This window comes from Streptomyces sp. NPDC002467, from assembly GCF_042889825.1.
Lineage (GTDB): Bacteria > Actinomycetota > Actinomycetes > Streptomycetales > Streptomycetaceae > Streptomyces.
This window is the reverse complement of the sequence record NZ_JBIARJ010000010.1, coordinates 86898-104810: the sequence shown is the minus strand read 5'-3', so window position 1 is coordinate 104810 and position 17913 is coordinate 86898. Positions and strand designations below refer to the sequence as shown.

Genomic DNA, 17913 nt, shown 5'->3' with positions numbered 1-17913 from the left:
GGACGGACCCTCCCTACTTGACGAGCGAGCGTGGGCGGTATCCAATCACAGGTGTTTCGGTTAGGCATATACCTAGTAGAAATATTTGGAGGCTCCCATGGGGACCCCGGAGACACTCAAGTCGGTCCTGGCCAGCTTCTGCACCGGCGTCGCCGTCATCACGGCGCGCGAGGGCGACGGCCGCCCCGTCGGAATGGCCGTGCAGTCCTTCTCGTCGGTTTCGCTGGACCCGCCGCTGGTCTGCTTCTGCCCCGCCCGCACCTCGACCACCTGGCCGAGGATCCGGGCCGCCGGCGCCTTCGCCGTCAACATCCTCGCCGCCGACCAGCAGGAGCTGTGCCGCGGCTTCGCGGTCACGGGCGGCGACAAGTTCGCCGGGGTCCCCTGGCGAGCCGGCGGCAACGGCGCGCCCCTCCTCGACGGCGTGCTCGCGAGCATCGAGTGCGACCTGGAGGACGTACTGGACGGCGGCGACCACGAGATCGTGCTCGGCAGGGTCACCGCCCTGACCGCGCACCGGGTGGGCGAGCCGCCGCTGCTCTACTTCCGGCGCGCCTACGGGCGCTTGCCGCGCTCGCCCCGCCCGGCGGCCAGCGCCTCGATGTCCTCCAGCATGGCGGCCGCGAGGTCGCGCTCGGAGGCGTAGTACCGCTCGGCCCACTTGAGCGTGAGCGTCGGGTACGCCCAGGCCGACTCGTCCTGCGCGCCCTCGACGTCGGCCACCGCCCGGCGGCGCATCTTCTCCGCGAACTCCTGGTGCCGCACGAGGACTTCCCGCATCTGCTCCGGCTCCAGCAGGTGGCCCAGCCACAGCCGCAGCATCGGCCCGTGCTTGAGGACCGGCGGGTCGACCGGGGCCTCGCGGGCCCATTCCCGTACGGCCGTCATGCCTTCGTCGGTGATCCGGTACACCCGCTTGTCGCGGGTGCCGGTGTCCTGGCTGACCATGCGCGAGGAGGCGTAACCGGCCTTCTCCAGGCGCTTGAGCTCGCTGTAGATCTGGCTGAAGGACGGGCTCCAGTAGAAGAAGCGCAGCGACCAGTCCGACCACTTCTTCAGGTCGTAGCCGGAGAGCTCCTCCCCGAAGGAGAGCAGCCCGAGCACCGCCCAGCTGGTCGCCGGGAGCGTGCGCGCCTTCGACGCGTCGGTCGTCTCGTCTGCCTTCTCTTCTGCCACGCAGCGCAGTCTACGACCGGTCCCCGTGCCGGCCTTCCCCCCGAGGGGTATGACTGCTAGAAGTATTCCTATTCGAAATACCGAATCCGCCGAATCCCCCGGATGGAGGGACCTCCCCGTGAAGTTCTCGATGATCTTCGAGGCCCAGCTCGTCGACCCGACCCCGGAGCGCGAGCGCCAGGTCATCCACGACTGCGTCGAACAGGCCGTCCTCGCCGAGGAGATGGGCTTCGACCGGATCTGGGCCGTCGAGCACCACTCCCTGACCCAGTACGCCCACATGAGCGCCTCCGAGATCTTCCTCACCTGGGTCGCCGCCCGGACGCGGAAGATCCGCATCGGCCACGGCGTCGTCACCATGCCCTTCGGCTACCAGCACCCCGTCCGCGTCGCCGAACGCGCCGCCATGCTCGACGTCCTCTCCGGAGGCCGCGTCGACATCGGCGCCGGGCGCGGCGCCACCCGCCAGGAGATGTCCATGTACGGGGTGAAGCCCGAGGACACCTACCCGCAGATGGAGGAGGCGCTGCGGATCTTCGCCGCCGCCTGGCGGGAGCCGGAGTTCGAATGGCACGGCTCCATCGACATCGGCCCCGGCGCGATCCTGCCCCGCCCCGTCCAGGACCCGCACCCGCCGCTCTTCATGGCCTGCTCCAAGCACGACACCCTCAAGCTCGCCGCCGAACTCGGCATCGGCGCCCTGGTGATGGGCTTCGCGGGCGCCGACGACGTCCGCGCCATGCGCAAGGTCTACGACGAGGCCATCGCGACCCGCACCGGCGAACGCCTCGTCTCGACCGAGGTCAACGACCACCTGTCCGCCCTCTGCCCGACCATCGTCCTCGACGACGCCGAGCGCGCCCTGCGGCTCGGCACGCGCGGCCAGCGCTTCTTCGCCGAATCCATCGCCCACTGGTACGGCAACGCCCCCGCCCCGACCGGCTACGCGGAGGACGAGGACCACGTCGCGGCCCTCGCGCAGGGCCGCGAGGAACTCGTCGCCAAGCTCCACGAGGCCAGCATCCCGGCCCGGCCCGTCGACACCGGCACCTACAACGCCGAGCACGCCTACGGCAGCGCCGAGACCGCCATCGCCTACGTCGAGCAGCTGCGCGAGATCGGCGTCGACGAGGTGATGTGCCTGATCCAGATGGGTACGGTCCCGCAGGAGGCCTGCCTGGAGACCATCCGGCAGTGGGGCGAGAAGGTCATCCCGCACTTCCGCGCGATGGAATCGGAGCGCTGAGCATGGGCATCTCCCTGGACGGCAAGGTCGTCCTCGTCACCGGAGCCGGACGCGGCCAGGGCGCCGCCGAGGCGCGCCTGTTCGCCGAGGCCGGCGCCCGGGTCGTCGTCACGGACGTACGGGAGGAGGAGGGCCGGGAGGTCGCCGCCTCGCTCGGCGACCAGGGCCTGTACGTACGGCACGACGTGACCGACGCCGAGAGCTGGGCCGGTGTCGTCGAGGCCGCGGTGGCGGCCTTCGGCACGGTCTCCGCGCTGGTCAACAACGCGGCCCTGTGGCGCACGGCCCACGTCGAGAAGCAGTCCCTGGAGGACTTCGAGACCCTCCTGCGGGTCAACCTGCTCGGGCCGTTCCTCGGCATCCAGGCCGTGGCGCCCGTGCTGCGGGCGGGCGGGGGCGGCTCGATCGTCAACATCTCCTCCACGGCCGGACTGGTCGGGATCCCGGGCCACGCCGCCTACGGCTCCACCAAGTTCGGGCTGCGCGGACTGACCAGGTCGGCGGCGCTGGACCTGGCCGGGGACCGGATCCGGGTCAACTCGGTGCACCCGGGCGCCATCGACACCCCGATGGTGGCGCAGGCCGTCGCGGGCCGCGACTGGTCGCACGTGCCGCTCGGGCGGATGGGGCGGCCGGAGGAGGTCGGGGAGCTGGTGCTCTTCCTCTGCTCGGACGCCTCCTCGTACGTGACGGGCACGGAGTTCACCGTCGACGGCGGGATGACGACCGCATGAGCGGCCTCCTGTCAGAGGCGGCGCGGCGGTTCTGCGACGCGATGGCGGCCGGCTTCCCGGGGCCGGGCGACACGGCGGCCCTGCGGGCGGCCGCCGTCCCCGGGCCGCCGGGCCCGGCCGTCGCCTCGGTGCGCGACACGGTGGCGGGCGGGGTCCCGGTCCGGGTCTACGACACCGAGCCGGGCGCGGCCGGCCGCCCCCTGGTCGTGTACTTCCACGGCGGGGGCTGGGTGATGTGCGGGCTCGACACCCACGACGCGCTGTGCCGCACCCTGGCGGCGGCCTCGGGCGCGGTGGTCGTCTCCGCGGACTACCGGCTCGCCCCGGAACACCCCTGGCCGGCGGCGCCGGACGACGCGCTGACCGTACTCCTGTGGGCCCGGACCGAGACCACGGCGCTGGGCTGCGACGCGGACCGGGTGGTGCTGGCGGGGGACTCCAGCGGGGGCAACCTGGCCGCCGTGACCGCCCTGCGCGCGCCCGGACTCGCGGCGGGCCAGCTGCTGTTCTATCCGCCGCTGGACGCGTCGATGGCTTCGGCCTCGGTGGAGACGTACGCGGAGGGCTACTTCCACACCGCCGCGCACATGGCCTGGTACTGGGACCAGTACGGCGGCGACCCGGCGCACCCGCACGTCTCGCCGCTCCACGCACCCGACCTGTCGGGCCTGCCGCCCGCCCTGATCGTTCTCGCGGACTGCGACGTGCTGCGCGACGAGGGCCTCGCGTACGGGCGCCGGCTGGCGGAGGCGGGCGTGGACTGCACGGTCCAGCTCCACCCGGGCGTCTTCCACGGTTTCCTGGGACTGCCGCTCCCGGCCGGGGTCGCGGCGTTGAGGGCGGCGGCGGCGTGGGTGGCGGCAGTGGGCTGAGGGGGGCGGGGCGGCCGGATTCGAACCGGCGTCCTCCTCCATGCTGTGTAGGCGCACTACCTCTGTGCTACGACCCCGCCCTTGGGGCCGATCTTAGGCCCGGGCTCGGTGGGTCCGCGCGGGATTATCCCGGGCATGATGTGTCCATGGCTGAAGCGATACGGAGACTGCCGGGGGCGCTGCTGCGCAACTGCCTGCTCCTGGCAACGGAGTTCGCGGCGATCTGGCTGCTGCGGGGCCCCGAGGGCCTGTGGGTGCCGGTCCTGCTCGCCGTCTTCGTCATCGGCGCGGCCGTACCGCACGGCACCGGCGCGGAGTTCGTGGGGCGCACCGCCGTCGCGCTCACCGCGGTGGGCATCGCGGTGATGGGCGGGGTCACCTGGGACCGGCACACCCTCCACGACCGGGGTCGGGAGGAAGTGGCGGTGGTGGTCTCGCGGACCATGGTGGAGGACGGCTCCGGCCTCTCGCCGTCCCTGCGCCTGCGCACGCAGGCGGGCCGGGACCTGCCCGGCCCGCTGTCGATGGACCTCGCGGTCGGAGCCCGCCTCACGGTGACGGCGGACCCCGACGGGCCGGCCTGGGCGCCCGGCTCCCGCCCGTCCGCACCGCTCTGGCAGGCAGCGGCCACCGCCGCCCTCCTCCTGTTCCAGACCGCGCTGGTGGGCGGACTCTCCCTGCGCCGCCGCCGCGACTGAAACCCGCTGGTCAGCGCGGCTGCCCGGCGTTTAGGGTCGCCGCATGTCCACCACGGCCCGACCCACGACCACCCTCTGGCGCCCCACCGGCCCCGTCGAACTCGACCTCGTCCGCGCCCTCGACTGGCGCGCCTGGCCGCCGCGCCTGCCCGAGCAGCCGATCTTCTACCCGGTCATGAACGAGGACTACGCGATCCGCATCGCCCGCGACTGGAACGTCAAGCACGACGGCGCCGGCTTCGTGACCCGCTTCGAGGTCGACTCGGAGTTCCTCACCCGCTACCCGGTCCAGCAGGCCGGCGGCCGGACCATCCTGGAGCTGTGGGTCCCGGCGGAGGAACTCGACGAGTTCAACCGGCACATCGTCGGCCGCATCGAGGTCGTGCACGAGTTCCGTCCCTGAGCCGGTCTCCGGGCGCTAGAAGTCCAGTACGGCCTTCGCCGCGGCGGCCATGCCCGCGTACATGGTGGCCATCTGGGCGTGGAGCACCGCCGCCGCGTGGTACTCCTGCTCCTTGCGGAGCGTCCACGCCTGGAAGGCCTCGTCGGCGCTCTTGCGGTGCCGCATCGCCACGTCGTAGTACTCCGCGGCCTGTTGGTCGCCCATGCGTCCCATGTAATCCCCCTCGTCGCTCGATTCACGTCCGGCGTCGGTTCGGGTTGCGAACCGGACGGCCCTAGTTCTTGATGATGTACGAGCAGCCCTTCGAGGTCTTGCCGTCGTTCTCCGCGACCACCTTGCCGTCCACCTTGATGGAGCACGGCGGCCACGTCAGCATGCCGTCGGGGCCCGTGATCGTGCCCGGGACGGCGTTCACCAGGCGGCCCACCTTCTGCTCCGCGGCGGTGAGTTCGGCGGTGCCCGACTTCGTCCACGGCAGGGTCTGCATTTCGAAGCCGCTGTCGATGCCGCTGTACATGATCGGCGCCTTGCCCGTGCCGCCGACCTCCAGGGTCACCTCGTGCGTCCCGCCGCCGCCCTTCGCCGCCGGTGCGGAGGACGCGGGGGCGGCACTCGTGGAGGCGGCGGCGGGCTTCGCGTTGTCGGCCGCCGGCTTCGGGGCGTCGCTTCCGCAGCCGGTGAGCATCACCGCAGCCGCCGCCGCGCACAGCGCCATCATCCCGGTCGTCGTGCTTCGCATGTTCCCTGTACCTCGTTCTGCGTCGTTCGTCGTACGTCTGTTCATCAGGGACGCCCTCACATCCCCTGCCGGTTCCGTACGTTGGCCCCATGACGAAACGAGCCCGCTCCTTCGACGCCGCCGCCGCGCTCTACGGTGCGAACCGGCCCGGCTACCCGCCCGCCCTCTTCGACGCCGTCGAGGAACTCGCCGGGCGCGAGCTCGCCGGGGCGCGCGTGGCGGACGTGGGCGCCGGGACCGGGATCGCCACGGCGCTGCTGCGCGAGCGCGGGGCCGAGGTGCTCGCCGTGGAGCCCGGGGACGGGATGGCCGCCGAGTTCCGGCGGGCGAACCCGGGGATCCCGGTCGTGCGCGGGGACGGGGACCGGCTGCCGCTGGCGAGCGCCGCGTTCGACCTCCTCACGTACGCGCAGGCCTGGCACTGGACCGACGCCGCCCGCTCGGTCCCCGAGGCCCGCCGCGTGCTGCGCCCCGGCGGCGCGCTCGCGCTCTGGTGGAACGACCTGGACACCACCGTCCCCTGGATCGCCGAGCAGGACGAACGGCTCCGCGCCTTCTTCGGGGTGAGCGGGCTGCCCACCCGGGAGTCCCTGGGCGGGCTCGACGTCACCACCCGCGAGGTGCGGTGGTCCCGGCGGATCCCCCTCGCCATGCACCTCGCCAACACCGCCAGCCACTCCGCGTTCCTGCTGCTCGGCGAGGACGGCACGCGCGCCTTCATCGACGCCGAACACGCCCGGCTGGCGCCCCTGTTCCCGGACGGCACCGTCGAGGAGCACTACGTGGTCACGCTGAACGTCGCCGTCATGTGAGACGGCCCCCGTTAATCGATGGACGGCCCGGGCGCGGGTCCGCCAGGTTGTGCCGCATGAATCCCATCCTGCGGCTCTTCTTCCTCGCCAACGAGGGCCTCGCCTTCTTCCTGGAACTCGCGGCCCTCGCCGCCCTGGCCCGGTGGGGCTGGACCCGGGACATCGGCCGGGGCTGGTCCATAGGCCTCGCGGTGGCCGCCCCGCTCGCCGCCGCCGTGCTCTGGGGCATGTTCGCCGCGCCCAAGGCCACCTTCGACGCCCCGCTCGCCGTCCAGATCGCCGTCAAGGTCCTGGTGTTCGGGTCCGCCACCCTCGCGCTGTACGCGGTCGGGTGGCGGACCGGGGCCCTGTGGTTCGGCGGGATCGTCCTGCTGAACAACGCCCTGGCGGTCTACTACCGCAGCCGCGGCTGAACGACCTCCGCCCGGCAGGCCGACGGCGTGCCCCACGCGTCCCGCAGCGGGCGGGCCTTGCGCAGCCACAGGGAGAGGTCCAGCTCCTCCGTGTAGCCGACGGCGCCGTGGAGCTGGAGCGCGGTCATGGCGGCCGCGTACCCCGCCTCGCCCGCCGTCAGCTTGGCCGCCGCCACGTCCGCCGGGGACAGCGACAGGGCCGCCGCCCACAGCAGCGGCCGGGCGAACTCCAGGCCCAGCAGGGTGTCCGCCAGGCGGTGCTTGACCGCCTGGAAGGAGCCGATCGGGGTCCCGAACTGGGTGCGCTGCTTCGCGTACTCCACCGTCCGCGCCAGCAGTGCCTCGCCGACGCCCAGGCACTGGGCCGCCGTCAGCAGCCGCGCCCACCGGCCGGCCGTCTCCGCGGCCGCCCTCACGGCCGGGCCCGCGGCGAGCAGCTCGCCGCCGGGCGCGGGCACCGAGAGCCGGCGGGCCGGGTCCAGGGAGGCCATCGGCCCCCCGCCCCGCGCCAGGCGCAGTTCGCCCGTCTCCGACACGGTGAAGCAGTACGTCGCCGCGTCCGCGTCCAGGGCGTACGGGCTGCCGCCCGGCAGGGTCAGCGTCGCCGAGGTCTCGCCCCCCGCCAGCCCGGGCAGGAACCGCTTCGCGAGCGCCTCGTCCCCCAGCTCGGAGAGCAGTACGGACACCGCCGCGCTCTCCACCACCGGCCCCGGCACGCCCGCCCGGCCCAACTCCACGAAGCCAAGTGCCAGTTCCGGCGCCAGCAGGCCCGCGCCGTCGTACTCCTCGGCCGCGGCCAGCGCGAACAGGCCCGTCTCCGCGAGCCGGAACCACACCGCCCGCCCCGGGCCGTGCTCGCCGTCCGCCCAGGCCCGCACCGCCGCCGGCACCTCGGCCGCCCCCAGCAGGGAGCGCAGCGTACGGGCGAAGTCCGACTGCTCGTCGGTCGGCAGGAAACGCATCAGCGGCGGCCCTTCGGGAGGCCGAGCAGCCGCTCGGCGATGATGTCGCGCTGGATCTCGTTCGTGCCCGCGTAGATCGGCCCGGCCAGGGAGAAGACCCACGGCTCGGCCCACTCGCCCTCCGCCAGCTCCGCGTCCGCGCCGAGCAGGTCCAGGGCGGTCTCGTGCAGGGCGATGTCGTACTGCGACCAGAACACCTTGTTCAGGCTGGACTCGGCGCCGATGGTCTCGCCCGCCGCGAAGCGGGAGGCGTTGGCCCAGGTGAACAGCTCGTAGGCGCGGGCCCCGACCACCGCGTCCGCGACCCGGTCCCGCAGGGCCGTGTCGGAGGGGTCCCCGGCCGTCTCCCACAGCTCCCGCAGCCGGCCGGCGGCCGCCAGGAACCGGCCGGGGGAGCGCAGGGTGAGGCCCCGCTCGTTGCCCGTGGTCGACATCGCGATCCGCCAGCCCTGCCCCGGCTCGCCGATCACGTCCTCGTCCGGTACGAAGACCCCGTCCAGGAAGAGCTCCGCGAAGGCCGGCTTTCCGTCGAGGCGGCCGATGGGCCGCACCGTCACCCCCGGCGCGCGCAGGTCGAACATCAGGTACGTCAGGCCCTGGTGCGGCTTCGGGGCGTCCGGGTCGGTGCGGAAGATGCCGAAGGCCCGGTCGGCGAAGGCGGCCCGCGAGGACCAGGTCTTCTGCCCGGACAGCAGCCAGCCGCCCTCCGTGCGCACCGCCCGCGACTTCAACGAGGCCAGGTCCGAGCCCGACTCCGGCTCGGACCAGGCCTGCGCCCAGATCACCTCGCCGCTCGCCATGGAGGGCAGCACCCGCGCCCGCTGCTCGTCCGTGGCGTGGTCGAAGAGGGTCGGGGCGAGGAGGTTGATGCCGTTCTGGGAGACCCGGCCGGGCGCGCCCGCCGCCCAGTACTCCTCCTCGAACACCAGCCACTTCACGATGTCGACGCCCCGGCCCCCGTACTCCTCGGGCCAGGACACCACCGACCAGCGGTCGGCGTGCAGCCGCGCCTCCCACGACCGGTGCGCGGCGAAGCCCTCCTCCGTCTCCAGGGAGGGCAGGGGGGTGGCGGGCACGTGGGCGGTGAGCCAGGCCCGGGCCTCGGCCCGGAAGGCCTCCGCATCGGGTGCGTGGTCGAGGTCCATCAGGTGTTCGCCTCCTTCATGGCGGCTATGTTCATGCCGCCGAGCGAGTCCGCCGCTGTCTCCGCGTTGTGGGCGTGCGCGAGGTGGTGCAGGCCGAAGACCGAGTCCATGCCGGTGTGCAGGCCCTGGAGGTCCTCGGCCTGGTTGACGGCCCGCTTGGTCAGGGCCAGGCCGAAGCCGGGCATCTCGGCGACGCGCAGGGCGAGGCGGGCGGTCTCGTCCGCCAGCTCGGCGCGCTCCACGACCCGGTTGACCATGCCGATCTCGTACGCCCGGCGGGCCGGCATCCGGTCGCCCGTGTACAGGAACTCCTTCGCGATCCGCGGGGGCATCGCCCACGGGTGCGCGAAGTACTCGACGCCGGGGATGCCCATCCGTACGACCGGGTCCGCGAAGAAGGCGTCCTCGCTCGCCACGATCAGGTCGCAGACCCAGGCCAGCATCAGCCCGCCCGCCACACAGGCCCCCTGCACCGAGGCGATCACCGGCTTCGGCAGCTCCCGCCAGCGCCGGCACATCCCCAGGTACACCTCCGACTCGCGGGCGAAGCGGGACTCGGCGCCCCGGCGCTCCGAGTGGTCCCACCACAGCCCGGCGCGCCGCTCGAAGGGCAGGTGGGCGTCACGCTCCGGGGTGCCGATGTCGTGGCCCGCGGAGAAGTGCTCACCGGCCCCGCCCAGGACGACCACCTTCACCTCGGGGTCGTCGGCCGCGCGGTAGAAGGCGTCGTCGAGGGCGTACGTCATCGCGCTGTTCTGCGCGTTGCGGTAACGGGGGCGGTTCATGGTCACGTGCGCGACCGGGCCGCGGCGCTCGTAGAGCACGGGGGAGTCGTGGGTGTCGAGGGTGTCGTCGGGCATCAACCTGGATCCTTCCCTAACAAGTGTTTGGTAGGTTAACGTACGGCCATGAGCAGCGTCGAGGAGTTCCGCACCGAGGTTCGGAGTTGGCTACGGGCCCACCTCACCGGCGAGTTCGCCGCCCTCAAGGGCCGCGGCGGACCGGGCCGGGAGCACGAGGCCTTCACCGAACGCCTCGCCTGGGAACGGCACATGGCCGCCCACGGCTGGACCTGCCTCGGCTGGCCCGTCGAACACGGCGGCCGCGGCGCGAGCACCGAGGAACAGATCGCCTTCCACGAGGAGTACGCCCTCGCGGACGCCCCCGCCCGCGTCAACCACATCGGCGAACAGCTCCTCGGCCCCACCCTCATCGACCACGGCACCGAGGAGCAGAAGCGCCGGTTCCTGCCGCCCATCCGCGCCGTCGAGGAGCTGTGGTGCCAGGGCTACAGCGAACCCGACGCCGGCTCCGACCTCGCCGGCGTCCGCACCCGCGCCGCCCTCCAGGACGGGCAGTGGGTGGTGGACGGCCAGAAGACCTGGACCTCCCTCGCCCACGAGGCCCAGTGGTGCTTCGTCCTCGCCCGCACCGAACCGGGCACGCGCCGCCACACGGGCCTGTCCTACCTCCTGGTCCCCATGGACCAGCCCGGCGTCGACGTCCGCCCCATCGTCCAGCTCACCGGCACCTCCGAGTTCAACGAGGTCTTCTTCGACGGCGCCCGCACCGACGCCGCCCACGTCGTCGGCGCCCCCGGCGACGGCTGGAACATCGCCATGGCCACCCTCGGCTACGAACGCGGCGTCTCCACCCTCGGCCAGCAGGTCGGCTTCCGCCGCGAACTCGAAACCCTCGCCGACCTCGCCCGCACCAACGGCGCCATCGCCGACCCGCTGATCCGCGACCGCCTCGTCCAGGCCTGGATCGGCCTGGAAACCATGCGCGCCACCGCCCTGCGCCCCGCGGCGCCCTCCGTGGCCAAGCTGTACTGGGCCCGCTGGCACCGCGACCTCGGCGAACTCGCCATGGACATCTGCGGAGCCCCCTCGCTGCTCGCGACCGGCGCGCACGGGGACCCGTACGACCTCGACGACCGGCAGCGGCTCTTCCTCTTCTCCCGCGCCGACACCATCTACGCGGGCTCGGACGAGATCCAGCGCAACCTCATCGCCGAGCGGATCCTCGGCCTTCCCAAGGAGGTACGGGCTTGAACACCCCCACCTACGTCCCCGGGCACGACCTGCTGGGCGGCCGCACCGCCGTCATCACCGCGGCCGCCGGAGCCGGCATCGGCGGCGCCACCGCCCGCCGCTTCCTGGAGGAAGGCGCCCGCATCGTCATCAGCGACGCCCACGCCCGCCGCCTCAAGGAGACCGAGGACGCCCTCGCCGCCGAGTTCGGCGCCGACCGCATCACCTCCCTCCCGTGCGACGTCACCGACGAGGAGCAGGTCCAGGCCCTCTTCACGCTCGCCGAACAGACCCACGGCGGCCTCGACATCGTCGTCAACAACGCCGGACTCGGCGGCACCGCGAACCTCGTCGACATGACCGACGAACAGTGGGGCCGCGTCCTCGACGTCACCCTCAACGGCACCTTCCGCTGCACCCGCGCCGCCCTGCGCTCCTTCAAGGCCGCCGGCGCCGGAGGCGGCGTCATCGTCAACAACGCCTCCGTCATCGGCTGGCGCGCCCAGACCGGCCAGGCCCACTACGCCGCCGCCAAGGCCGGCGTGATGGCCCTGACCCGCTGCGCCGCCCTGGAGGCCGCCGAGTTCGGCGTACGGATCAACGCGGTCGCCCCGAGCCTGGCCATGCACCCGCACCTGGTGAAGGTCACCAGCGAGGAACTCCTCGCCGAACTCACCTCCCGCGAGGCCTTCGGCCGTTACGCCGAGCCCTGGGAGGTCGCCAACGTCATCGTCTTCCTGGCCAGCGGCTACTCGTCGTACATGACGGGCGAGACCGTCTCGGTCAGCAGCCAGCGCGCGTAGCCGCAGAATGGGCCCGTGCCAACGAACAAGAAGAAGCCGCAGGTGACTGCCTCACCCGAGCGGCGCCGGGAACTCCTCGACACCGCCGCCGAGGTCTTCGCCGCGCAGGGCTACAACGCCACCACCGTCCGCAAGATCGCCGACGCCGCCGGCATGCTCGCCGGCAGCCTCTACTACCACTTCGATTCCAAGGAATCGATGCTCGACGAGATCCTCTCGGCCTTCCTGAACGAGCTGTGGGAGGGGTACGACACCGTCCTCGCGGCCGGTCTCGGCCCCAGGGAGACCATCGAGGCCCTCGTCACCGAGTCCTTCCGGGAGATCGACCGGCACCGTGCCGCCGTCGCCATCTACCAGAAGGAATCCCGCACCCTCTCCGCGCAGCCCCGCTTCCACTACCTGTCCGACTCGCAAGTGAAGTTCGAGAAGGCATGGCTGGGGACGCTGGAGCGCGGGGTCGCGGCCAAGGTCTTCCGCGCCGACCTCGACATCCGCCTCACCTACCGCTTCGTGCGCGACACGGTGTGGGTGGCGGCGTCCTGGTACCGGCCGGGCGGACAGCACAGCCCCGAGGAGATCGCCCGCCAGTACCTGTCGATGGTGCTGGACGGGATCGCCCTACGCACCTGACCCATCAGCAGAGGAGTCCCGATGCCCGAGGCCTACATAGTCGAAGCGGTACGCACCCCCGTGGGGCGGCGCAAGGGCGGCCTGTCCGCCGTCCACCCCGCCGATCTGGGCGCGCACGTCCTGAAGGCGCTGGTCGAACGGTCCGGGGTGGACCCGGCCGCCGTGGAGGACGTGGTGTTCGGCTGCCTGGACACCGTCGGGCCGCAGGCGGGCGACATCGCCCGGACGGCGTGGCTGGCGGCCGGCCTGCCCGAGGAGGTGCCGGGCGTGACGGTGGACCGCCAGTGCGGCTCCTCCCAGCAGGCCGTGCACTTCGCGGCGCAGGGCGTCCTGTCCGGCACCCAGGACCTGGTGGTCGCGGGCGGCACCCAGAACATGTCGATGATCCCGATCGCCTTCGCCTCGCGGCAGGCGGCGGAACCGCTGGGCTTCACGGAAGGCCCGTACCTGGGCTCGGAGGGCTGGCGGGCCCGCTACGGCGACGCACCGGTCAACCAGTTCCACGGCGCGCAGCTGATCGCGGAGAAGTGGGGCATCACCCGCCGCGACATGGAGGAGTTCGCGCTCCGCTCCCACCAGCGGGCGCTGCGGGCCATCGACGAGGGGCGGTTCTCGCGCGAGACCGTGGCGTACGGGGACGTGACGGTGGACGAGGGTCCGCGGCGGGACACCACGCTGGAGAAGATGGCGACGCTGAAGCCGGTCGTCGAGGGCGGCACCATCACCGCGGCCGTCTCCTCCCAGGTATCCGACGGCGCGGCGGCGATGCTGATCGCCTCCGAGCGGGCGGTCCGCGAACACGGCCTGCGGCCGCGCGCCCGGATCCACCACCTCTCGGTACGGGGCGAGGACCCGATCCGCATGCTGTCGGCGCCGATCCCGGCGACGGCGTACGCGCTGAAGAAGACCGGCATGTCCCTGGCCGACATCGACCTCGTCGAGATCAACGAGGCGTTCGCGCCGGTGGTCCTGGCGTGGCTGAAGGAAACCGGCGCGGACCCGGAGAAGGTGAACGTCAACGGCGGAGCCATCGCACTCGGCCACCCGCTGGGGGCGACGGGCGTCAAGCTGATGACCACCCTCCTGCACGAACTGGAGCGCACGGGGGGCCGGTTCGGCCTCCAGACGATGTGCGAGGGTGGCGGCCAGGCGAACGTCACCATCATCGAACGGCTGTAGCCGCACCGGGTGCGGGTCCGTTGCCGGGGCGCTGCCCCGGACCCCGCGCAGGGGACACCACCCAGCCCCGCCGGCGTTTGAGGCGCGGGGGCGCGGGGGCAGCGCCCCCGAAACGGCGCCGCACCCGGCAGCGGACCCGCGCCCGGCAACCGCGGAGCCCAGCGGCAGCGCCCCGGCACGGCGGCAGAGGCGTCAGGCCGGGAGGAGGGCGAAGCCCAGGAGGACGGCGGCCTCCACGCGGACCGAGCCCGGGGACAGGGAGCCATCCGGCTCGGGGTCCCCGCCCATGCGGCGCCCATGGCTGCGGACGTCCATCGACTCGGGGTCGACGTCCTCGATGTGGATCACCGCCCCCAACCGTACCCCGCACGCCTCCGCGTAGACCTCGGCCTTGCGCCGAGCCGCCGCCACCGCCCGGCGTCGCGCCTCGTCACGCATCGCGGGCTTGTCCTCCACCTCGAAGCGGACGGTGTCGACGCGGTTCGCGCCGGCCGTCACCGCGTCCTCGATGAGCAGTTCCAGCCGGTCGAGCGCCGACGTCTGCACGGTGTACGTGGCCTCGCAGCCGTAGCCGAGGAAGGTGCGGTCCGAGCCGTAGCCCTTGTACTGCGAGGTCAACTGGAGGCGGGAGCCGGACACGTCGGAGTCCGGTATGCCGTGCTCCCGCAGGACCGCACGCAGGCGGGCCACCGCCGCGCCCGCCTCTGCGAAGGCCTCCTTGGGGGACGGGGCGACGAGATCGACCGCCAAGTCCACCTGCGCGAGTCGGGGTTCGGCGGACGTGCTGCCCGCTCCGAGCACACTGAGCCCCCAGGGCTCCTTGATCGATGCCATCCGCGCATTGAACCAAGATCGGACCGCGTGGACCAGGCCCGCCTCGTGGGCGAGGAACGTCCCCCGACCGGGGTGTGCTAGCTTAGAGGCGTTGCAGTTGTGGTACCCATGAACTTTATGTGCGCCTGACGGGAATGTTCCTCAGGCGCTTTTATTGTTTTTGCCGGATTCTCCCGGATGGGGCCCTTGCCGCCTACTCAGGAGATTCAAATGGCACTTGGCACCGTGAAGTGGTTCAACTCGGAAAAGGGCTTCGGCTTCATCGAGCAGGACGGTGGCGGTCCGGACGTGTTCGCCCACTACTCGAACATCGCCACCCAGGGCTTCCGTGAGCTCACCGAGGGCCAGCGCGTGTCCTTCGACGTCACCCAGGGCCAGAAGGGCCCCCAGGCGGAGAACATCATCCCCGCCTAATTTCTTCAGCATGCCGGGGTCCGCACCGCGAGGTGCGGGCCCCGGCTTGTCTGCTGTCTCGACCTTTGTTTTACCTGCCGGTTTCAGGAGGGCTTTCTCGCATGACCAGCTCCAGCTCCGCACGACCCAGCCGCCGCCCCACCCGGGGTCGAGGTGCGGCCCAGGGACGTCCGAAGGCTGGTGCGGGCCGTCAGAAGTCCGCCCCCGCTCCCCGGCCCCAGGAATTCACCATGCCCGAGCCGATCGCCCCGGCGCTGCCGCCGGTCGCCGCGTTCGAGGACATGGACATGCCCGAGGCGCTGCTGAAGACCCTCGCCGCCCAGGGCGTCACCGAGCCGTTCCCGATCCAGGCCGCGACGCTGCCGAACTCGCTCGCCGGCCGTGACCTGCTCGGCCGCGGCCGCACCGGCTCCGGCAAGACCCTGGCCTTCGGCCTGGCGCTGCTGGCCCGGACCGCGGGCCGCCGCGCGCAGCCCAAGGCGCCGCTCGCGATGGTCCTCGTACCCACCCGCGAGCTCGCGCAGCAGGTGACCGACTCCCTGGCCCCCTACGCCACGGCCGTCAACCTGCGCATCGCGACCGTCGTCGGCGGCATGTCGATCAACCGGCAGTCGGGCGCGCTGCGCCGCGGCGCCGAGGTGCTCGTCGCCACCCCCGGCCGCCTCAAGGACCTCATCGACCGCGGTGACGCCGACCTCTCGCAGGTTTCGATCACCGTCCTCGACGAGGCCGACCAGATGACCGACATGGGCTTCATGCCGCAGGTCACCGCGCTGCTCAAGCAGGTCGAGGAGGGGGGCCAGACCATGCTGTTCTCGGCGACCCTCGACAAGAACATCGACAAGCTCGTCAAGATGTTCCTGACCGACCCCGTCGGACACTCCGTCGACCCGTCGGCCGGTGCGGTCACGACGATGGAGCACCACGTCCTCTACGTGATGGACGAGACCGACAAGAAGGCCGTGGCGACGCGCATAGCCGCCCGCGACGGCCGGGTGATCATGTTCGTGGACACCAAGCGCGGTGTCGACCGCATGGTCAAGAAGCTCCTCGCGGAGGGCGTACGCGCCTCCGGCCTGCACGGCGGCCGCTCTCAGCCGCAGCGCAACCGCACCCTCGACTGGTTCAAGACGGGCGAGGTCACCGCGCTGATCGCCACCAACGTGGCCGCCCGCGGCATCCACATCGACGACCTCGACCTCGTCGTGAACGTGGACCCGCCGACCGACCACAAGGACTACCTGCACCGCGGCGGCCGTACCGCCCGCGCCGGCGAGTCCGGCAGCGTGGTCACCCTGGTCCTGCCCGACCAGAAGCGGGACATGTCCCGCCTGATGTCGGACGCCGGGATCTCCCCGCGCACCGCGCAGATCAAGTCCTCCGACGAGGAGCTCGCCCGCCTGACCGGCGCCAAGGAGCCCTCGGGCGTCCCCGTGGTGCTGGAGGTCCCGCAGCAGCCCGCCGCGCCCAAGGCGCGCACGGGCTCCGGATCCGGCTCCGGTTCGCGCCGCCGCTCGGGCGGGCCGCGCACCGGCTCCGCCACGGGTTCCGCCCCGGCGGCCGGCGGTCGTGGCCGCCGCTCCTCCGGCGGTGGTTCCGGGCAGGCCCCGGCGGCCTCCGGTTCGGGTCAGGCCCGCCGTGGACAGGGCGGCGCCGGTGGCGCGGCCACCGGCTCCGGCGACCGGGGCCGTCGCTCCGGCGGTGCCGCCTCGGGCGGCGCGGCCGCCGCGTCCGCGCGCAGCCGGGTCGGCACGGGCGGGCAGGGCCGCCGCCGCGCGGTCTGACCGTACGCACGCGTACGAATGAACGAACGAACGATGCCGGGCAGTGCGTGAGCACTGCCCGGCATCGTGCTGTCGCGTTCCGTCAGCGGACCATCTTGTTCTGGAGCTTCGCCAGCGTCCGCAGGTCCAGGCCGAGCCCGTCCGTCAGATAGCCGTAGAAGCTGCCGTAATCGGCCTCCATCTGCGCCGTCGCCGCGTCCAGGTAGTCCTGGCGGACCTCCTGGAGCGGGATCAGCAGATCGGGGTTCTGCATCCGGCCGGACTGCTTGATGCCCGCCCGCACCTGGGCGTCGTACGCGGCGCGGAAGGTGTTCGACGCCAGGTAGTCGCGCTCGGCGGTGGCCTCGGGGACGGCCAGTGCGCGCAGCAGGACGTAGCTCGTCCAGCCGGTCCGGTCCTTGCCGGAGGTGCAGTGGTAGAGCAGCGGTCCCTGCTTGCCGTCCGCGATCTCCCGCACGGTCTGCGCGAACTGCGCCCGGTTCTCGGGGTTCGTCACGAAGCTGCGGTAGATGTCGCGCATGTAGGCCTCGGCGCGGCCGCCGCCGAGGATCTGCTCCTGCTTGACGGGGTCCCCGCTGGCGATCGCACCCATCAGGGTGCCGTAGAGGCCCAGGTCGCTGACCGGGCGCGAGGTGGGGGAGAGCCCGGCGGGCAGCTTGTCGGCGCCGTCGTACTGGAGCTCCATGGGGATGCGGAAATCGACGACCTTCGTGAGGCCGAGACCGGAGACGGTGGTGACGTCCGCGGCGGTCAGTTTGCCCAGCGCGTCGGAGCGGTAGACCAGGCCCTGGCGGACCTGACCGCCGGTCCAGGTGCGGTAGCCGCCCAGGTCACGGAAGTTGACCGCGCCCTGGAGGGGGATCTGACGGATCGTTTCGGCTTGCTGGTGGTGGTGCCGGGCACTGGCCCCGGCTCCGGGTGCCGGGGGCGGCGGCGCGGGGGGGGGGGGGGGGCCGCTGTAGCGTGGGGGGGCGGGGGCCGCGGGGGGCCGGGGGGTTGGGGGACCGCGCCGGTGGGGGGCACCAGTGTCGGGGAA

22 protein-coding genes and 1 tRNA gene are annotated in these 17913 nt (G+C 72.6%); 14 read left to right on the top strand and 9 right to left on the bottom strand.

The window, feature by feature from the left end; translation table 11 throughout:
• The first annotated feature begins 97 nt into the window (after window positions 1–97).
• The gene (locus ACFYYJ_RS21690; protein ID WP_385361479.1) at window positions 98–646 is read left to right on the top strand and encodes a flavin reductase family protein; all 549 of its coding nucleotides are present in this window, start codon (window positions 98–100) and stop codon (window positions 644–646) included.
• Here the strand turns inward: ACFYYJ_RS21690 and ACFYYJ_RS21685 are convergent.
• Window positions 556–1176, bottom strand: coding sequence for a helix-turn-helix transcriptional regulator (locus ACFYYJ_RS21685; protein ID WP_385129247.1), 621 nt, complete (start codon window positions 1174–1176; stop codon window positions 556–558). The genes ACFYYJ_RS21690 and ACFYYJ_RS21685 overlap by 91 nt on opposite strands.
• 118 nt (window positions 1177–1294) lie before the next feature.
• Between ACFYYJ_RS21685 and ACFYYJ_RS21680 the strand changes: the two genes are divergently transcribed.
• The 3 genes from ACFYYJ_RS21680 to ACFYYJ_RS21670 are packed head-to-tail and all read left to right on the top strand — an operon-like array spanning window position 1295 to window position 4028.
• Entirely contained in the window at window positions 1295–2422 is a 1128-nt protein-coding gene (locus ACFYYJ_RS21680) for an LLM class flavin-dependent oxidoreductase (protein WP_385129249.1), read from the top strand.
• Window positions 2423–2424: 2 nt separating this feature from the next.
• The gene (locus ACFYYJ_RS21675) at window positions 2425–3156 is read left to right on the top strand and encodes an SDR family NAD(P)-dependent oxidoreductase (RefSeq protein ID WP_385129251.1); all 732 of its coding nucleotides are present in this window, start codon (window positions 2425–2427) and stop codon (window positions 3154–3156) included.
• Complete coding sequence (locus tag ACFYYJ_RS21670; protein ID WP_389134585.1) at window positions 3153–4028, top strand: alpha/beta hydrolase; 876 nt, start codon at window positions 3153–3155, stop codon at window positions 4026–4028. The genes ACFYYJ_RS21675 and ACFYYJ_RS21670 overlap by 4 nt, the downstream gene beginning before the upstream one ends.
• A 4-nt stretch (window positions 4029–4032) precedes the next feature.
• Here the strand turns inward: ACFYYJ_RS21670 and ACFYYJ_RS21665 are convergent.
• Window positions 4033–4107: transfer RNA gene (locus ACFYYJ_RS21665), tRNA-Ala, on the bottom strand.
• Between the two features lie 67 nt (window positions 4108–4174).
• On the opposite strand from ACFYYJ_RS21665, the gene ACFYYJ_RS21660 reads away from it, so the two are divergent.
• Both ACFYYJ_RS21660 and ACFYYJ_RS21655 read left to right on the top strand, forming a co-directional pair.
• Window positions 4175–4726 carry a hypothetical protein gene (locus ACFYYJ_RS21660; RefSeq protein ID WP_385129253.1) on the top strand — a complete coding sequence of 184 codons (552 nt, stop codon included), beginning with the start codon at window positions 4175–4177 and terminating at the stop codon, window positions 4724–4726.
• A 43-nt stretch (window positions 4727–4769) separates the two neighbouring features.
• Complete coding sequence (locus ACFYYJ_RS21655; RefSeq protein ID WP_389134582.1) at window positions 4770–5129, top strand: hypothetical protein; 360 nt, start codon at window positions 4770–4772, stop codon at window positions 5127–5129.
• 15 nt (window positions 5130–5144) lie between these two features.
• On the opposite strand, the gene ACFYYJ_RS21650 is transcribed toward ACFYYJ_RS21655, so the two are convergent.
• Together ACFYYJ_RS21650 and ACFYYJ_RS21645 are read right to left on the bottom strand one after the other, a co-directional pair.
• A complete protein-coding gene (locus ACFYYJ_RS21650; protein WP_389134580.1) occupies window positions 5145–5342 on the bottom strand; it encodes a hypothetical protein in 198 nt (65 codons plus the stop codon).
• Between the two features lie 61 nt (window positions 5343–5403).
• A complete protein-coding gene (locus ACFYYJ_RS21645) occupies window positions 5404–5868 on the bottom strand; it encodes a hypothetical protein (RefSeq protein WP_385129257.1) in 465 nt (154 codons plus the stop codon).
• A gap of 89 nt (window positions 5869–5957) precedes the next feature.
• Here ACFYYJ_RS21645 and ACFYYJ_RS21640 point away from each other — a divergent pair, with 89 nt between their 5' ends.
• Together ACFYYJ_RS21640 and ACFYYJ_RS21635 are read left to right on the top strand one after the other, a co-directional pair.
• Window positions 5958–6680, top strand: a complete 723-nt coding sequence (locus tag ACFYYJ_RS21640) for a class I SAM-dependent methyltransferase (RefSeq protein WP_389134577.1) — start codon at window positions 5958–5960, stop codon at window positions 6678–6680.
• A gap of 56 nt (window positions 6681–6736) precedes the next feature.
• Window positions 6737–7093 (top strand): YrdB family protein, encoded by a 357-nt coding sequence (locus ACFYYJ_RS21635; RefSeq protein ID WP_389134575.1) that lies wholly within the window; start codon window positions 6737–6739, stop codon window positions 7091–7093.
• Here ACFYYJ_RS21635 and ACFYYJ_RS21630 read toward each other — a convergent pair.
• From ACFYYJ_RS21630 to ACFYYJ_RS21620, 3 genes are read right to left on the bottom strand one after another with little or no spacing between them, the layout of a single operon-like run.
• Window positions 7075–8055: an acyl-CoA dehydrogenase family protein gene (locus ACFYYJ_RS21630; RefSeq protein ID WP_389134572.1), complete on the bottom strand. Its 981-nt coding sequence runs from the start codon at window positions 8053–8055 to the stop codon at window positions 7075–7077. The genes ACFYYJ_RS21635 and ACFYYJ_RS21630 overlap by 19 nt on opposite strands.
• The gene (locus ACFYYJ_RS21625) at window positions 8055–9200 is read right to left on the bottom strand and encodes an acyl-CoA dehydrogenase family protein (protein WP_389134569.1); all 1146 of its coding nucleotides are present in this window, start codon (window positions 9198–9200) and stop codon (window positions 8055–8057) included. The genes ACFYYJ_RS21630 and ACFYYJ_RS21625 overlap by 1 nt, the downstream gene beginning before the upstream one ends.
• On the bottom strand, window positions 9200–10060 hold the full coding sequence (locus tag ACFYYJ_RS21620) for an enoyl-CoA hydratase (protein ID WP_385361453.1): 861 nt from the start codon (window positions 10058–10060) through the stop codon (window positions 9200–9202). Before ACFYYJ_RS21620 ends, ACFYYJ_RS21625 begins: the two co-directional genes overlap by 1 nt.
• Window positions 10061–10108: 48 nt before the next feature.
• Between ACFYYJ_RS21620 and ACFYYJ_RS21615 the strand changes: the two genes are divergently transcribed.
• Genes ACFYYJ_RS21615 through ACFYYJ_RS21600 form a run of 4 tightly spaced genes read left to right on the top strand, consistent with a single transcriptional unit; the run spans window position 10109 to window position 13845 of the window.
• Window positions 10109–11254 carry an acyl-CoA dehydrogenase family protein gene (locus ACFYYJ_RS21615; protein WP_389134565.1) on the top strand — a complete coding sequence of 382 codons (1146 nt, stop codon included), beginning with the start codon at window positions 10109–10111 and terminating at the stop codon, window positions 11252–11254.
• Window positions 11251–12036, top strand: coding sequence for an SDR family oxidoreductase (locus ACFYYJ_RS21610; protein ID WP_389134563.1), 786 nt, complete (start codon window positions 11251–11253; stop codon window positions 12034–12036). Before ACFYYJ_RS21615 ends, ACFYYJ_RS21610 begins: the two co-directional genes overlap by 4 nt.
• A 15-nt stretch (window positions 12037–12051) precedes the next feature.
• The gene (locus ACFYYJ_RS21605; protein ID WP_376660222.1) at window positions 12052–12666 is read left to right on the top strand and encodes a TetR/AcrR family transcriptional regulator; all 615 of its coding nucleotides are present in this window, start codon (window positions 12052–12054) and stop codon (window positions 12664–12666) included.
• A gap of 21 nt (window positions 12667–12687) precedes the next feature.
• Window positions 12688–13845, top strand: a complete 1158-nt coding sequence (locus ACFYYJ_RS21600) for an acetyl-CoA C-acetyltransferase (RefSeq protein WP_385129271.1) — start codon at window positions 12688–12690, stop codon at window positions 13843–13845.
• Window positions 13846–14037: 192 nt separating this feature from the next.
• On the opposite strand, the gene ACFYYJ_RS21595 is transcribed toward ACFYYJ_RS21600, so the two are convergent.
• Window positions 14038–14679, bottom strand: a complete 642-nt coding sequence (locus tag ACFYYJ_RS21595) for an SIMPL domain-containing protein (protein WP_385129273.1) — start codon at window positions 14677–14679, stop codon at window positions 14038–14040.
• Window positions 14680–14889: 210 nt separating this feature from the next.
• Between ACFYYJ_RS21595 and ACFYYJ_RS21590 the strand changes: the two genes are divergently transcribed.
• Window positions 14890–15093, top strand: coding sequence for a cold-shock protein (locus ACFYYJ_RS21590; protein ID WP_030028954.1), 204 nt, complete (start codon window positions 14890–14892; stop codon window positions 15091–15093).
• 101 nt (window positions 15094–15194) lie between these two features.
• Window positions 15195–16877 carry a DEAD/DEAH box helicase gene (locus tag ACFYYJ_RS21585; protein ID WP_389134558.1) on the top strand — a complete coding sequence of 561 codons (1683 nt, stop codon included), beginning with the start codon at window positions 15195–15197 and terminating at the stop codon, window positions 16875–16877.
• Between the two features lie 82 nt (window positions 16878–16959).
• Here ACFYYJ_RS21585 and ACFYYJ_RS21580 read toward each other — a convergent pair.
• Window positions 16960–17913 (bottom strand): tyrosine-protein phosphatase (locus ACFYYJ_RS21580; RefSeq protein WP_389134556.1); only part of this gene is annotated, 954 nt, incomplete at its 5' end.